This is a genomic window from Labilibaculum euxinicum, from assembly GCF_009795715.1.
GTDB lineage: Bacteria > Bacteroidota > Bacteroidia > Bacteroidales > Marinifilaceae > Labilibaculum > Labilibaculum euxinus.
In genome coordinates this window covers 60445-76313 of sequence record NZ_WTCR01000007.1, presented here as the reverse complement: position 1 = coordinate 76313, position 15869 = coordinate 60445, and the positions used below count along the sequence as shown (strand labels likewise).

The 15869-nt window shown below is 36.6% G+C and carries 14 protein-coding genes; 8 read left to right on the top strand and 6 right to left on the bottom strand.

Annotated elements, in window-relative coordinates:
* Positions 1-112: 112 nt before the first annotated feature.
* From GQR60_RS10815 to GQR60_RS10795, 5 genes are all read right to left on the bottom strand, one after another.
* The gene (locus GQR60_RS10815) at positions 113-1261 is read right to left on the bottom strand and encodes a hypothetical protein (RefSeq protein ID WP_124992935.1); all 1149 of its coding nucleotides are present in this window, start codon (positions 1259-1261) and stop codon (positions 113-115) included.
* 308 nt (positions 1262-1569) lie between these two features.
* Positions 1570-2922: a DNRLRE domain-containing protein gene (locus GQR60_RS10810; RefSeq protein ID WP_124992934.1), complete on the bottom strand. Its 1353-nt coding sequence runs from the start codon at positions 2920-2922 to the stop codon at positions 1570-1572.
* A 63-nt stretch (positions 2923-2985) separates the two neighbouring features.
* Positions 2986-4230 (bottom strand): outer membrane beta-barrel protein, encoded by a 1245-nt coding sequence (locus GQR60_RS10805; RefSeq protein WP_148096535.1) that lies wholly within the window; start codon positions 4228-4230, stop codon positions 2986-2988.
* A 185-nt stretch (positions 4231-4415) separates the two neighbouring features.
* Positions 4416-5411 (bottom strand): FecR family protein, encoded by a 996-nt coding sequence (locus GQR60_RS10800; RefSeq protein WP_124992932.1) that lies wholly within the window; start codon positions 5409-5411, stop codon positions 4416-4418.
* 13 nt (positions 5412-5424) lie between these two features.
* Positions 5425-6021, bottom strand: a complete 597-nt coding sequence (locus GQR60_RS10795) for an RNA polymerase sigma-70 factor (RefSeq protein WP_124992931.1) — start codon at positions 6019-6021, stop codon at positions 5425-5427.
* Between the two features lie 384 nt (positions 6022-6405).
* Between GQR60_RS10795 and GQR60_RS10790 the strand changes: the two genes are divergently transcribed.
* From GQR60_RS10790 to GQR60_RS10755, 8 genes are all read left to right on the top strand, one after another.
* Complete coding sequence (locus GQR60_RS10790) at positions 6406-6750, top strand: helix-turn-helix domain-containing protein (RefSeq protein WP_124992930.1); 345 nt, start codon at positions 6406-6408, stop codon at positions 6748-6750.
* Positions 6744-8060, top strand: a complete 1317-nt coding sequence (locus GQR60_RS10785) for a type II toxin-antitoxin system HipA family toxin (RefSeq protein ID WP_124992929.1) — start codon at positions 6744-6746, stop codon at positions 8058-8060. The genes GQR60_RS10790 and GQR60_RS10785 overlap by 7 nt, the downstream gene beginning before the upstream one ends.
* A 41-nt stretch (positions 8061-8101) precedes the next feature.
* Positions 8102-8629, top strand: a complete 528-nt coding sequence (locus GQR60_RS10780; RefSeq protein WP_124992928.1) for a hypothetical protein — start codon at positions 8102-8104, stop codon at positions 8627-8629.
* A 68-nt stretch (positions 8630-8697) separates the two neighbouring features.
* A complete protein-coding gene (locus GQR60_RS10775; protein WP_124992927.1) occupies positions 8698-10944 on the top strand; it encodes a U32 family peptidase in 2247 nt (748 codons plus the stop codon).
* Positions 10945-11025: 81 nt separating this feature from the next.
* A complete protein-coding gene (locus GQR60_RS10770; protein ID WP_124992926.1) occupies positions 11026-11730 on the top strand; it encodes an RluA family pseudouridine synthase in 705 nt (234 codons plus the stop codon).
* 379 nt (positions 11731-12109) lie between these two features.
* Positions 12110-12973 carry a UDP-2,3-diacylglucosamine diphosphatase gene (locus GQR60_RS10765; RefSeq protein ID WP_124992925.1) on the top strand — a complete coding sequence of 288 codons (864 nt, stop codon included), beginning with the start codon at positions 12110-12112 and terminating at the stop codon, positions 12971-12973.
* A gap of 57 nt (positions 12974-13030) precedes the next feature.
* Positions 13031-14029, top strand: coding sequence for a glycosyltransferase family protein (locus tag GQR60_RS10760; protein WP_124992924.1), 999 nt, complete (start codon positions 13031-13033; stop codon positions 14027-14029).
* A gap of 123 nt (positions 14030-14152) precedes the next feature.
* Entirely contained in the window at positions 14153-15394 is a 1242-nt protein-coding gene (locus GQR60_RS10755; protein ID WP_160463461.1) for a DUF438 domain-containing protein, read from the top strand.
* A 76-nt stretch (positions 15395-15470) separates the two neighbouring features.
* On the opposite strand, the gene GQR60_RS10750 is transcribed toward GQR60_RS10755, so the two are convergent.
* Positions 15471-15845 carry a thioesterase family protein gene (locus GQR60_RS10750; protein ID WP_124992922.1) on the bottom strand — a complete coding sequence of 125 codons (375 nt, stop codon included), beginning with the start codon at positions 15843-15845 and terminating at the stop codon, positions 15471-15473.
* Between the last annotated feature and the right edge of the window lie 24 nt (positions 15846-15869).

Here is a 15869-nt window from a genome sequence, read left to right as displayed (position 1 = left end):
AGGCAGAAATTTAATTTTTCTGCCTCTTTGTGTATTTCTTAGTTTTTTCAGATTACTATAGAGGATAAACCGTTGACGTCAGATATTCTTTTGTCAAAAAGAAGTTTATTAATTAGTATCGATTATAGAATCGTCTTAACTCTGCAGTAAGATCAGTGAAAATAGGTTTTGTAAACTCTACAAATAAATCCTGATGAGCAGGAGGGAGAATTGGCTCGCTATGGCAAATATTCAATTCTTCTTTTGTTAAAGCTCTTTCGTCACCATTGTAATTTCCCCATTGGTAAAACCAGTTAAATTGACCACCAAATTGTTTGTTATTTACTTCCTTTTGGTTTTCGAATTCAATAATATGAAGAGAAAGTATTCCTTTAGAAATCACCTCACGTTTGTGAATATGCAATTTGGCTTTCACAATATTGTATACTTTAATTGTTTCGCCATTTTTTAGTTTGGTCGACCCAACTTCAACACTATCAGCACTTACAACTTGCTTTTCGATATCGGTATCGTGAGTTTCGCCAACTACAAAATCTTCGAAACGCATTCCAATAATCTGATCAGGATATTCCAGTTTCTCCAGTTCAGCTTGTTTGGGTGTGTAGAATCGTACAAATCTTCGTTTGATATTGTGAAAGATATATTGTGTTACCTGATCTTGAAAAAACTCAGCACTCAACTGATATTTTGTGGAGTTCACAGGCACATGATCAATAATCACTTTTAAGGTTGCCATTTCCTCTGCTTCAGCCATTTTATCGGCAACATCTTTGTAGTTGGGAACAAAACTATTGGCTTTTTCGAAATTCATAAAGGCTGTCACTGCATCTTGACGGGTTCCTTTAGCAAGTTCCATTGCCCCTGCTTCATAACATTCAGGCGCTGCATTTTGCCTGGCCATGTATTCTTCTGTCTTGTATTGCTTTGGAGAAGGAATAATGCGCAATGCACCAGGGCACCTTCTAATTTCATCAGTCATTCTATTCAAAGTCTGGTAATGTCCAACTGTTTTTGAATACTTAAACGGATCATTCGAAGATAAAAGGGTGCTGATTTCCTGCTGATACCAGTTCACTGCCAAAGGATAACTTTCTCTTAAAGTTAATTGAGCCTTTGCTTTATCCGGATTTGATCGTAACCGGTCTACCGATTTAATAACAGCAGAATAGTAATCTCCATTTTGAAGAGCTTTATTTCCGGTACTGCAGGCAGCAGAAATAAATAGAAGAGCAATAAGTGAGAAGCGTATCATTTTATTCATAGATGTAGGATGTTAGTTTTGATGCAAATTTAATTTTAAAATTGAGAATACGCCGGTGAGTTGATAAGGTTCCTTTTTTTCGGTTTTATTTAGCCCATACAGCAACTGGTTTGCGCGAATAGGTTTTGCTAAACAAATAGCATACCATTATTTCTGCTGCAGGTTAACTTCGGATCAGATGCATCTGCAAAATAGAATAACAACTTACAAAAAAGCAGTAGCCCACAAGGGCACCTTTGTGGACTACTGAGAATGTTATTAATTTGGTACAATAATCTGTAACGCTTATTGTAAGGATGAGATAATTATTAATTAAGAACGATTTTAAGTATTGGTCTTTTATTAACCAACTCATTTTCTGTTGAAGCAAAAAAGCTTGATCTGTATATTGTTTCGTCAACCTGCGATATTTTAATTCCAAAACGACCATCGGAGTTATTTATCATGGCTTGAATTAATGGAGTAATGTCAATATCGGGTTTGTCAATTTTTCCGTTTTCATCTGAAGGTATAATTATTGCTCCGTTCGAAATTGTAGATGGTTGGTTGTTCCAGGTAACTGTAGTTTCGTCCCAGGCTTGGTCTGCTAATTCAATTTTTAAATTATTTTGACCACCAAAAAAGCCTTCGTGAAGAGGATCGGGATGATTATCGGCATAAAATAATGAGAGTTTAGCACTTTTTATCTGTTGTCCTTCAGGAATCTCGCTCAAATCAAATCCCATAAGAAACCTGCAGCTTACCGGATCTCCAGTAAAAGTCCATGCAAAAGCCTGAATAAAAGTTCCATTTTCGTTATTGTCGGGATAGTAACTTGTAAGAGTGGCATCAGTTATTTTGTTGTAATCAAGAGTAAATTCCTTTATCTCTTCCAGATAGATATTCAGAGGCGTTGTTTCATATTGTTTTAATTGTTCCGCCGTATAGGTTTCACTAAATGTTTTATAGCCTGATTTCTCTACTTTTATGCTGTAATTTTGCAGGCCATCATTTATTGTTAACACATTTAATGCTCCGTTTATTTCTTTATTGAGATATTCTTTGTTATTCGCTGTTAATGTAATATTGGCATTACTGGCAATTGCAGTTTGGTTGTCATCGAGGGTGTAAATACCCATTACAAAACCGAATGTTTTAATGTATCTGAATCCAAACTCAACATAACCAAAGTCAGCTGGTTCAAAATTATCGATACGTAATACTTCGGGAGTAACCGTAGTTGTTTCGTTTAAGTTAACCGAAAAGCTAATGGCAAGAGGGTCATTAACCAAATTGGCTAAATCAGAGCCGTCTTTGGGTGTTGCATACGCTACATTGCCATTGATATCGAGTAGTAAAAACTCTGTTACTGTGTAGTTTCCAACTTCCAGCAATAATTTATTTGTAATAAAACCGCCGTTAAAACTAATTAGCTCAATTTGTTCCAGTTCGTAAACTAAGTTGCCATTGTCATCAGCAATAGAAACTAAAGCAGACTTTACATTAGTAACTTCGGTAGTTTTTAGCTTGTTCCCAACTGCAGACTTTGTGCTGTTTTCGCTAACTGTCATTTTAAATTCAACCGGGCATAGAGTTTTGTTGTCTTCGATACTATCTTTATTGCAAGCTGTAAATGCAACTAGTATTAAAAAGATACCTGTAAGAAAATTTTTCGTATTCATAATTTAAATTTTTAATATTTACACTCATATAACAATCAATACCTGTTGTTCCCTAGTGAAATATTAGAAATAATTTATAACTCCAACAGTCATGTTTAGGTAAATGGGATTCCTGTTGATGAGTTTGTTGTTGACATTCAATGAAGTACGAGTTCGCCCGCCCGCCATAAAATAGTAGTGTAAACGGTTAGAAAAAAACTTTAGCCCCGTACTTATTCCTACTGATAGATCTAGTTTATTGACTGCTTTTGGATTGTATGCGGAAAACGGTGAGGTGTAATTTTTTTTCAAAGTGATAGCATAAGTTATGCCCAAAGAGCCAAATACACTCCATTTTGCGTTAATAGGAATTGAGTAATCAATATCGAATGGTATCTCAAGATACGAGGATTTATATTTTTGCCTAAATACAGTTGCAGAATCGCTTACAATGGTTTGTGTAATAGGAATAGTGTCGGTGTGTATTATAATCCCCTCAGAACTTTGTTCCTGCCATGTGATACCTTCCCAATGTGTTTGTCTGGAAAATATTTTACGAGTTTTCTTTATTGAAAATCTCTCAATGAATTGGGTATACAACAGACCGGTTTTGAATGAAAAACGTTTGATGGTATATCCAAGTTTTATTCCGCCGCCAATCCCATAACTGGCCACACTATTGTTTAATATTTGAACCTCTTCGGTACTGAGTGTATCACCTTTGCTAAAACCAGGTGAAATGCCTAATTCTTTTTTTATCTGAATGGAATAAAAGTATTTGTTTGCTGAGAGTTTATCTGTCGAAGTGTTTTGTTCTGTAATATTAAGACATGAAAGCCTGAGGCTATCGGAAGAGCAATCTTGGTTGATTGCTAATTTTGTGGAAATTGGAAAAATGTGCACCTCGTTTACTATAGATTCGGTTGTAAGAGGTGCTGTTTTTAAAGGATCTGTTATTATATTTTTGTTGATATCAAGAGTAGGTTTGTTCGCAGTATCCAAAAGAGGATTACGATCACAAATATTTTTCTCTGATTGAATGATATTTTTCGAAATTGCTTCATGCATATTGGTGGATAGCTGACTTGTTTCGGGTTTTATTAAAACTTTAATGGATTTTGCAACTGGGGCAGTAACTTTAAAAAAAACCACTTGATTATCAATTACTTTATAGTTGTTGCCCGACTCCTTACAAATTTTTTGTAAAAGAGTATTGATGTCAGCATCTTTAACATCAATACTCACTTTCTGAGCGTTTTTCATTATGGAAGTGTTGTAGACAAAAGAAACACCACTTTGTGTTTCAATAGCTTTTATTACTTCTATCAATGAGGTTTCGTTAAGTTGCAGGCTGATGTTTTTATTTTCTAAAGTTGTTTGGGCGAAAGAGAAGGAATGAAAAAAAAAGAAAAACACCAGGCATGAATTTCGGGTAATTAGCAAATTGTAAATTTTTAATGTGAGATTTCAGGTTAAATATAATTTGGTGGAGGTATTATTCCTGCAGGGTTGTATTAACATCCGTCTCCTTTTAAAGTGAGGGTACCGTCATTTATTAGCTCTAAATTAAATGATAAACAAATTATTTTAAGAACTGATTCCAGACTTGATTTTTCGAAATTTGCACTAAGTCTGCAGTTTTCGATGTTTTTAACATCAAGCTGAATATGTACCTTGTAATGATTATTGATGTCATTAATAACTTGTTGTAATGGGCAATCGTCAAAAGCCAATGTTTGGGTTAACCAGGAATTGATATTGGAATTCTTTTCGGCATGAGGTTTATTTAGTGTTTTATTCGTTTTGTTGTAGACAATTATGTCGCCGGGATTTAGTATTTCCAATTTTCCTTTCTTATCATAAACTTTCACTTGCCCGGATGTAACATAAACGTTAATTTGTTTGCTGTTCATGCAATTACTGATGCTAAATGAAGTTCCGGTTACTTCTACGAAAAGTCCGCTACAATCTACAATAAACGGAAGTCGGGTATTTTTTTTAACTGAAAAGAATGCTTCACCATTAAGTTGTACAGTGCGATTTTTGATGCCGTATTTATTGGAGTACTTCAAAGAACTATTTTTATTTAAAGTTACAATTGAGCTGTCGGGCATTAGTTTTTCAGAAAGGATACTGTTTGTTGAAGAAAGTAATATCTGTTTTGGTTTATCCTGAATCAAAAAGGTAAGAATAGCTCCAAGTATAATTATCCCTGCAATTTTTAGAACTCTTCTTAATTGTATTGCAGGCTTTGGTTTAACTGTATTTTCTTCTTTAATATTTGCTTTCGAATAAATTTGTTTAAGCGCTTTTTCTTCATCAATGCTTTCGTAAAAAAGAAGAGCATCAACGGTTTTTACTGTTTGCTGCATATCGAGAAATACTTCTTTAAATTGATCGTCGGTTTGCAGCAGATTAATTACCTTCTGTTTCTCGGCTTCTGAAGCATGGTTGCTTAAAAAGCGGGAAATAAGAAGTTCGTTTTCTGTATGTTTTGTATTACCTGACATTTTAAGAAGAGATTTATATAGTTATAACAATGCAAGCTGCTGATACCATAGTGAAAAGCATAAAAAAAAGTAAAAAAAGAGTTGAATTCAAATCTTCCCGTAATAATTTTAAGGCTTTGCATATATGATATTCAACACCTTTAATGCTTATGTTGAGCCTGTCTGCTATATCTTGGTAAGAGAGTTCTAGTTTACGGCTCATAATGAAAACACGTCGCGTTTTGTCGGGTAGTTTTTTTATGGCCTTCCTTATTTCTTTTCTTATCTCATTTTGGTTGACCTCCATCTCATGGCAGTCGCTAAGGTTTTTCAGGTTTTGTATACTATTTTCGTCGTAAGTATCATACTTCTGTTTTTTCAGAAAATTGAGTGATTCGTTTAGTACAGCACGGTACAAGTAGCTGCCAATATTATCAGAAAGGTTAAGCTTTTCGCGTTTTTCCCAAATTTTAACAAACACGTCCTGTACTATTTCTTCTGCAATATCATTACGGTTAGTAATTTTAAAAGAGTGAAAACATAGTTTTTTATAATACTCCAGATATAAGCTCTTGAAGGTGGCAATATCGCCTTGCTTAATTTTGTAGACAGAGGAGAGGTTCGTATTCATATATTATCATAAAAGTTTCGCAATATAAGTTAAATATGGGAAATTGAAAAATCAAAAAAATTATAATTTCAGTTTCATATGAGGTCATATTGGCTGTATGTTTTTATGAAAATTTTTCCGTGTAAATTGCAAATAAGCTATCTGGCGTGGAGAATAAGCAGAAGCAATTGATCATTTCTGTATCCGACAAAAGAGTTGGTTTAAAAAATGAGGATATATTAAAATTAGTAAATACAAATTTTATTGATAGGAAAAGCCAACGTAAATGTATGTTTTATGTGATAGTGATTGTATTTACCAACATAAAATGTTTGTGTCTGAATTATTTTTTTATATATTTATGCCTGTGAATACCAACATTAAATACATATAAAAATATTAGTGATGGAAAATACCAACTATAATTGGGTTTCGATGAGTGATAAGGCAATTATTTCTACAATTGGCAGGTATGTAAAACAGCAACGTTTACTTCAAAATAAAACACAGGCAAAAATCGCTGAAACTGCTGGAGTTAATCGCTGGACCGTGAGTCAATTAGAGAAAGGGGAAGCTGTTTCATTAATTTCATTACTCCAAATTCTGCGGGCTCTTGACTTACTGCATGTACTCGACAATTTTAAGCTTGAAACTAAGTTAAGTCCCTTGGAACTGGCTAAGTTGGATAAGCAAAAACGGCAAAGAGCCAGAGGCAAGGATGATAACAAGCAAAATGAAAGCGAATGGTAGAAATAAAAACGGCATATGTAAAAATTTGGGGACAGACTGTTGGGGCTGTAGCCTGGGATGAGAATCAGGGCCTGGCCAGTTTCGAATATGAACCTAAATTTAAATCGAAAGGAATTGATTTAGCGCCAGTCAAAATGCCGGTTCAATCCAGTCAGCGCATATTTTCATTTCCTGAACTCAGGCCTTCAAAAAACAGCGAATACGATACATTTAAAGGTTTGCCTGGTTTATTGGCAGATGTGTTACCCGATAAATATGGAAATCAGCTGATTAATGTTTGGTTGGCACAAAATGGCCGCCCGGCTAACAGTATGAACCCAATAGAACAACTCTGTTTTATTGGAACCAGAGGAATGGGAGCGCTGGAATTTGAACCCACACAACTCAACTCTAATAAAAACTCTTTTCAGGTTGAAATAACTAGCTTGGTTGATATTGCACAAAAAATGCTGGGAAAGCGGGAAGATTTTGAAGCCAATTTGAGCAAAGATGAACAGCGGGCAATGATGGAAATCCTAAAAATTGGAACATCAGCTGGTGGAGCAAGACCAAAAGCAATTATTGCCTACAACAAAAAAACAGGACAGGTTCGCTCCGGACAAACGAATGCTCCCAAAGGTTTTGAGCATTGGTTAATAAAGCTGGATGGTGTAAGTGATGCTCAATTTGGAAAAACCATTGGTTATGGAAGAGTTGAAATGGCCTATTACAACATGACAAGGGACTGTGGAATAGAGATGATGGAATCTGATTTGCTTCAGGAAAATGGCAGAGCACATTTCATGACCAAGCGGTTCGATCGGGGGGAAGGTTCTCAGAAACACCACATTCAAACCTTTTGTGCAATGCAGCATTATGATTTTAATGAGGTAGGAAGTTTTAGTTACGAGCAGTTGTTTCAGACCATGAGAATACTGCGTTTGCCATATCCTCAAGCAGAGCAGATGTACCGAAGAATGGTATTTAATGTGATTGCACGAAATTGTGATGATCATACCAAGAATTTTGCTTTTAGATTGAAAAAAGGAGAAAGTTGGGAGTTGGCACCGGCATACGATATTTGCCATGCCTACCGACCCGACAGTATGTGGGTGAGTCAGCATGCTTTAAGTATTAATGGCAAAAGGAAAGATATTACAAGAGAAGATTTAGTCAGCTTTGCAAAAGCAATGAACATTAAAAAAGCAGAAAAAATTATCTCTGAAATAAACAGTAAAGTGCAAAATTGGAATAATTATGCCACTGAAGTAAGTGTAGATCCAAAATTGCGGGATGCGATTATGGGAACATTATTGAATTTTGAGAATTAGCATCCCATTATACTCCCATGAATAATCAGATGATAAAACATATGGAAAAGTCTAAACACTGTGAAATTTGCGAGAATCAGTTATATGATTTTAAAACGGGAACCAGATGTGGCATTACCAACGAGCGACCATGTTTTAAAGAAAAATGTTCTGATATAATATTTGATAAGAAATATCAAGATAAAATTAGGGAGGTTAATATTGAGTTTGAATCAATTCGAAGAGATAAATTTTTGTGCTATCTTAATTTTAGTCTGTATTTTGGGATTGGTGTTTCGTTGATGTTTACTGGTTACTTTTTGGGTGTTTATCTTTTTAAGAAAGGTGCAATGTCAACTGTTCCAATGGTTATAATTGGCATTGGTTTTTTAGTGTTGCCCAAAGCAATTGGATCGTTGGTGTCTTATTATCAGAAAATATCAGTTGCTCAAATGAAGAAAACTAAATTGGATGAAATATTATCAAGATATAACATAGAATATTCAATTGATGTAATTATTAATGCTGATATTCACGATAATAAAGAGATTGAAGCAAATCTAACTTTCTTAAGAAAACATTATCGTTAAGCCTGACCAGATTCAGGAATTCAACTAAAAAAGCTTTACTTTTGGCATCCCATAAAGAGTAAGAGATTGTGACGAAAAGAAAGATTGAATTATTAGCGCCGGGCGGAGACGTTGATTCCATAAAAGCAGCGATATTGGCCGGTGCAAATGCAGTGTATTGCGGACTGGATCAGTTCAATGCCCGGAATAGAGCTGTCAATATTAGTTTTCAAGATCTGCAGGGCATTTTGCATTTGGCTCACAGCCACAATTGTGAAGTTTTTCTTACGCTCAATATCATTATCATAGAACGTGAAATTCCGGCTCTGATTGGTTTGCTGAACAAGTTGGTAAGTACCAGTATCGATGGTGTAATTGTACAAGACCTGGGAATGCTTTATTTGCTTCGAAAGTATTTCAAAAGCCTAAATATTCACGCTTCTACTCAGTTGACTACCCACAATGAAGGTCAGATAAAATTCTTAAGCAAACTTTCTGTTGCCCGGGTGAATTTGTCACGGGAGTTAAACATCTGTGAAATAGAGAATTTGACTTCAATTGCACACGATAATAACATTTTAACGGAGGCTTTTGTGCATGGTTCCAATTGCATCTCCTTTTCGGGACTCTGCTATATTAGTTCTGTTTTAAGTGGGAATTCGGGCAACCGCGGTCGCTGCAGTCAACCTTGCCGTGATCAGTACAAGACTACTGCTGCAGGCAAAGAATACCCGCTGAATTTAAAAGACAATTCGGCCTTTTTCGATCTGAAGGAATTGTATGATGCCGGTGTTGATTCCCTAAAAATTGAAGGAAGAATTAAGAAGTACGATTATGTGTACACGGTGGTGGATGTCTGGAGAAAGCAACTCGATACTTTTTATTCACAGGGCAAAATTGGTACGGATGACAGCCTTTTGCACAAGGTATTTAACCGCGGTTTCTCCAATACTTTACTGAAAGGAGAGATCAGCAAAAGCATGTTTATCGATAATCCCCGCGATCATTCCATCAAACATCTTTCAGAAATTAATTCGTATGCTTCCGCTGATGAGGTAGAGGCTGGGCAGTTAAAATTATATCAGGAAAAGGAAGATATTAAAGCTTTGGTTGAGGTTAAGATCAATCAGGTAAGTGCGAAAAAAGCGCCTTTGCAAATTCATCTTTCCGGAGAATGTGGTTCTCCGCTAAAAGTTTCTGTAAAAACACCGGATGCAGGCTTTGATATATTTTCGGAAAGCAATCTGTTCAACAAGGGCACAGAGGTGTTGACTGAGGCTATGGTTTTAAAGCGATTCAAAGCTTTTAACGACACCGAATATTTTATAGAGGAGTTGAATTTGGAAGGCATAAAGACTGCGGTTTATATTTCTTTTAAAGAGCTTACTTCACTTAAGAAAAAAATCCTGTTCATTTTAAATGGATCGAAAGAAACTGTTGCCCCGGTTACGCTTCCTGCTATAAATAATCCTGAAAAGGAGATTGATAAACCGAGACTTTCGGTATTGATTTCTTCGGAAAAAGAGTTGTTTCTTGCTGAGAAAACTAAGGCCGATATCTATTTTCAGCTGCCCAATAGTTTTAAGAACAAACGTTCTCACTTTGTAGATTTCTTTGCAAAGAACAAAAGCTTGATTCCCTACTTTCCTTCGGTGATTATTGGGGAAGATTATACTGCTGCGGTCGAATTTCTGAAACAGTTAAAACCAAAATTGATTGTCACCAATAACACCGGCATAGCTTACGAAGCTTATCGGTTGGGAATAAATTGGATTGCAGGTCCGCAAATTAATATTGTGAATTCGTACAGTCTAGTGTCTTTAAAAGAGAATTTTAATTGCTCGGGGGCATTCATCTCTAACGAGCTGACGAAGAATCAGATTCAAGCTGTTAAAGCACCAGATGATTGTGAACTTCACTACAGCATTTATCATCCCATTGTGCTGATGACCAGCAGACAATGTTTGTTTCATCAGGTAACTGCTTGTGAGAAAAACCGGGTGGATGATACATGCATTCAGCAATGCGAGAAATCATCATCCATCACCAACCTGAAAAACAATTCGTTTTTAATTGAAAAATCAAAAGGAAACTATCATACCATCTACAATCAGAACAATTTCCTGAATACAGACATTTTAAATGATTTGCCATATGTTTTTTCTTCTTTTATGATTGATTTACGGGATGTAAAAACCGAAAGCAAGCTATTGGTGTCGAAATCAGAAGTCATTCAGCTTTTTGAAAATTTGCTTGACGGGAAAGCAGATTCTGAAACGAAAGTGAAAGAAGTCATTCAATATACTACCAGCCGACAATACAAAAAGGGAATTTAGTTGTATCCTTAAAAGGAAAGAGCAATCTTTGCACAATCAAAAAAAAACATAGCCTTAATCCGATATCCGCAGATAGAAATAATGGAAGAGAATCAGAAACCACAGCATAAAGTAAAACCAAGATTTCAACCCAGAGGGTGTGCTGTTCTTTACGAAGATCAGGATATAATTGTTGTTGAAAAAGTGAGTGGTTTGCTAACCATGGGAAGCGATCGTGAGCGCACAAAAACAGCTTATCAGCACGTAACGCATTACGTGAAAAAAGGAAATCCGCGATCGAAAAACAGAATTTTTATTGTGCATCGTCTGGATAAGGATACATCAGGTGTATTGGTATTTGCCAAAACAGAAGCAGCGAAAATCTTCCTGCAAACCGAGTGGCAAAGTTTCAGTAAAACATACATTGCCGTTGTAGAAGGAAAGCTGGCCGAAAAGGAGGGCATTATAGAATCGTACCTGACCGAGAACAGCATTCACAGGGTTTTTTCTGTGCGAAATCCGAACAAAGGGAAGTATGCAAAGACTGGCTACAAGGTCATCAGGGAATCGAAATACTTTAGTATGCTCGAAATAAATCTGTTTACCGGTCGTAAAAATCAGATTCGTGTTCATTTCTCCGAACATGGAAATCCGGTGGCCGGCGACAAAGTGTATGGAATAAAAGGAAAGGGAGTGAAGCGCTTGGCTCTGCATTCGGCATCACTTACCATACAACATCCTTTTACTAAAAAAGAGATGACATTTGAAACAAATACTCCTGGTTTTTTTAAGCAACTTATGAAATAACAGGAAATAAAACGGGTGGAGGAGAAAACAGACCGGAATGCCTTTACAATTTTTTCGGGACTGTCCGCCCGATTTGCGGAGTGCCCGCCCGAAATGGGGCAGTCTTCGCCCGATTTGCGGAGTGCCCGCCCGAAGCGGGGCAGTCTTCGCCCGATTTGTGGAGTGCCCGCCCGAAGTAGGGCAGTCTTCGCCCGATTCGGAAATCTTTCGCCACACTTATTTTTTCACCATTCTCCTTTTCCCGATCATTCATTTCTGTTTTGGGCTTGTAACAATTTCTTAACAATAAAGCTGTATTTTTTTATTATTTCATAAAATAGGTTAGGCCGTAAGTTAACAGGCGCAGTATATATTTATTGTATAAATTAATCTGTTATTTATGCCTAAAAGCAAACGCGAAGTAGATGTTCTGGTTCTTTCTGATATTCATTTAGGAACCATGGGATGTAGGGCCGAAGAACTGTTGAAGTACCTAAGTTCGATTCAGCCTAAGAAAGTAATTTTGAATGGAGACATTGTTGATATCTGGCAGTTTAGCAAACGATTCTGGCCAAAATCACACATGCGCATCATCAAGCATTTCACCTCTTTTTTATCGAAAGGGATTCCTGTTTATTACGTTACCGGAAATCATGATGAATTGCTTCGGAAATTTGAAGGCTTTACCTTGGGAGGTTTAAGTATCGTGAATAAAATCGTTTTGAATCTCGATGGAAAAAAGGCGTGGATATTTCATGGCGATGTTTTCGATGTTACCATGCAGTATGCCAAATGGCTGACCAAGTTAGGATCTATTGGTTATGATCTGCTGATTCTGATTAATTCGGCTGTTAATTTTTTTGCTAAAATGTTGGGCAAGGAGAAGGTGTCTCTATCTAAGAAGATCAAGAACAGTGTGAAGTCGGCAGTGAAATACATTAATAATTTCGAGGAAATTGCCGGAGATATTGCCATAACAAAAGGCTACGATTATGTAGTTTGCGGGCACATTCATCACCCTGAAATGAAGGAAATAAGTAATAAAGAGGGGGCAACAATGTATCTTAATTCAGGAGATTGGATTGAGAGTTTGAGTGCTTTGGAATATCACCAGGGAAAATGGAGTATTTATGAGTATAATGAAGATGAAAATGCCAGAGATATAGTTCCCGATTTGGAGAGTTACAAGCTGGATGATTACGATAAAATATTCAAGGAGATGCTTACTGAATTTACATCCAATAATAAGCTTATTGCATCCTAGTGCAAAGCTAAAATCGAGTTGTTACAAGCTTTCTCCTTTCCATATAATACTGAATCAATGAAAATACTATACGGAATTCAAGGTACCGGCAATGGTCATTTAAGCCGGGCAATTGAATTAATACCTCATTTAAAGGAAGAGGCCGAAGTCGATATTTTAATTTCCGGTCTGCATCACGATTTGGAATTTAAACATCCAATTAAATATAAAAAGCAGGGCCTGGGCTTCTTTTTTGGTAAAAGCGGAGGTGTTGATATTTGGAAAACCATTCGAAAATTTAATGTTTACCGTTTTATCCGGGACATAAAATCACTTCCGGTTGAAGAGTACGATTTGGTAATCAGCGATTTTGAACCGGTTACAGCATGGGCCTGCAAACTGAAAAAGGTGTTTTGTTTAGGACTGAGCCATCAGTCAGCAATGCTGAACAGCAGAACCCCTTTGCCCGGAAACATAGATGCATTCGGATTTAAAATATTAAAATACTATGCTCCATGCTCACAAAATTTAAGTTTTCATTTTAAAGAATACGGGCACAACATGTTTACACCGATAATACGAAGGGAAATCCGCAAATTGGAGGTGCAGAACAAGGGCTTTTATGTGGTGTATTTGCCGGCTTATTCCGATGAAAAAATAACCTCAGTGCTGTCGCAGTTTTCATCTACAAAGTGGTTGGTTTTCTCAAAACACAGCAAGCAGGCATATCAGAAAAATAATGTCAGCATTCGGCCTGTAAATTCCGAAGAATTTATCGAAGGGCTAAAAGATTGTGAAGGTGTTCTTTGTGGTGCCGGTTTCGAAACACCAGCCGAAACCATGCATTTGGGTAAGAAGTTGGCGGTAATTCCGATGAAGAATCAATTCGAGCAGGTTTGTAATGCTCATGCATTGGAAGAATTAGGTGTTCCCGTTTTTTATGATTTGGAAGAATACAGCATTGAGCTAATCGGGCATTGGTTAAAACAAAAGGAAAAGTCAGTTCACATAAATTACCCCGATAACGCACGAAATGTGATCAAGGATCTTATAAATAATTTCACAGTAAAGATTTAGGTTTTCTGTGCATATTATGCATTTAAATTCTGTTTAACTGATAGAACGGAACTTTCATATATGTTGGTTTCATGGGCTTTTTATTGTATTTTCCCTGAATATAGGAACGATAAAAATTACCATATGTCCGAATTTATAAATAACAATCAGGCAAGAGTTAATTCGTTGTATGACTTTTGTTTTCATCTGATAAATGGAGCGAAGGGTACCGAATTAATCAAAAAGCATCAGGCGGCTATCGACCAATTAACACCAAACGATATTGTTTTGGTAGTGCATCGTTTGGTTGAGGCAAAACTCCCGATGGAAGATCTTAAGATAGGGATCAATAAAGCACTCAACGTATTTCACAGGCAGATACATAATCATCCAAAGCCTGATGTGGATTCAACTCATTTTTTGGGCATCATGATGCAGGAAAATGCTGAGCTGGATACTCGACTGAAGGAGATTAAACCTTTGGCAAAAAGAATCAACACAATTAAAGATGAGGCTAAATTGGCTGATGAATTGTCTTTCCTGAAAACTAAGATAGAAGCATTGGCTGAGATGGATAAGCATTACCGGCGCAAAGAAAATATTTTCTTTCCTTATTTCGAAAATCAGTTTCCCGATTACAAATGTTTGGGTGTAATGTGGTCCATTCACGATGATATCCGAAGAGTTCAAAAGCAATTGACAGCAGAACTTACATCCGGTTTTATCGATTTAAGATTGATTAACCGTTTGTTGGGAGACTTGTTCTTTTTCATGTATGCAATTATTTCCAGAGAAGAATACCTGCTGTTTCCAGTGGCTTTGAATGCTGTTTCGGAAGAATTGTGGGAGGAAATGAACGCACAAAGTCATGAAATTGGCTTCAGTTTTATCGAAGCCCCCAAACTGGTGAAAAAGGAAAAAAAACAAGAAACAAACAAGCGCGAAATGGCAGGAGATAAATTAGATATGGATCAATTGGGAGATGCAGTACTTAACTTTGAAACGGGACTAATGACTTTGAAACAAGCGATGATGTTGCTGAATCATTTGCCGGTTGATATTACCATGATTGATGAAAATGACCGGGTGTGTTTCTTTTCCAATCCGAAGGAGCGTTTTTTCTCCCGCTCGAAAGCGATCATTGGAAGAACAGTACAGAATTGTCATCCACCCGAGAGTGTTCATGTAGTTGACGATTTGGTGAAAGCGTTTAAAAGTGGTGAAAAGGGCAGCGAATCGTTTTGGATTCAGATGAAGGGGAGATTTGTTTTGATTCAGTATTTCGCTTTACGCGATGAGGATAATGCTTACAAAGGCTGTATTGAAGTCAGTCAGGATGTAACTGATATCCGAAAACTGAATGGCGAAAAACGCTTGATGGATTAAGATATAAAGGAGAAAAAGGGAAAAGCCTGCAAATCGATTTGGTTTGCAGGCTTTTCTCATATTTTGAAAGCAGGGTTTAGAGTCTGCTCATAAATTTTACAGGATCGATGATGTATCGAATATGAAACGCGTTTCCGATTTTTCCGCCCTCGTCTGAAGCTTCAATTTCGAAACTTAGTTTCTTGCCATCTACTTTCACTAATTTAGCGGTGCAGGTAATAACAGCTCCAACTTTACTGGCTTTGTTGTGTTTGGTGTCAATCTGAATACCAACACTATCTGTTCCTGTTTCCATTTCCGGATCGATACAGGCAACGGCCGTATTTTCCATGAAAGCCACCATGGCCGGTGTGGCAAACACTTCCAGTTTACCGGAACCATGATGTATTGCTGTATCTGTTTTGCTGACAGTCATTGTTTGTGTTACAGATAATCCTTCTTTTAATGCCATATAAAAATTGTTTATATCGTAGTT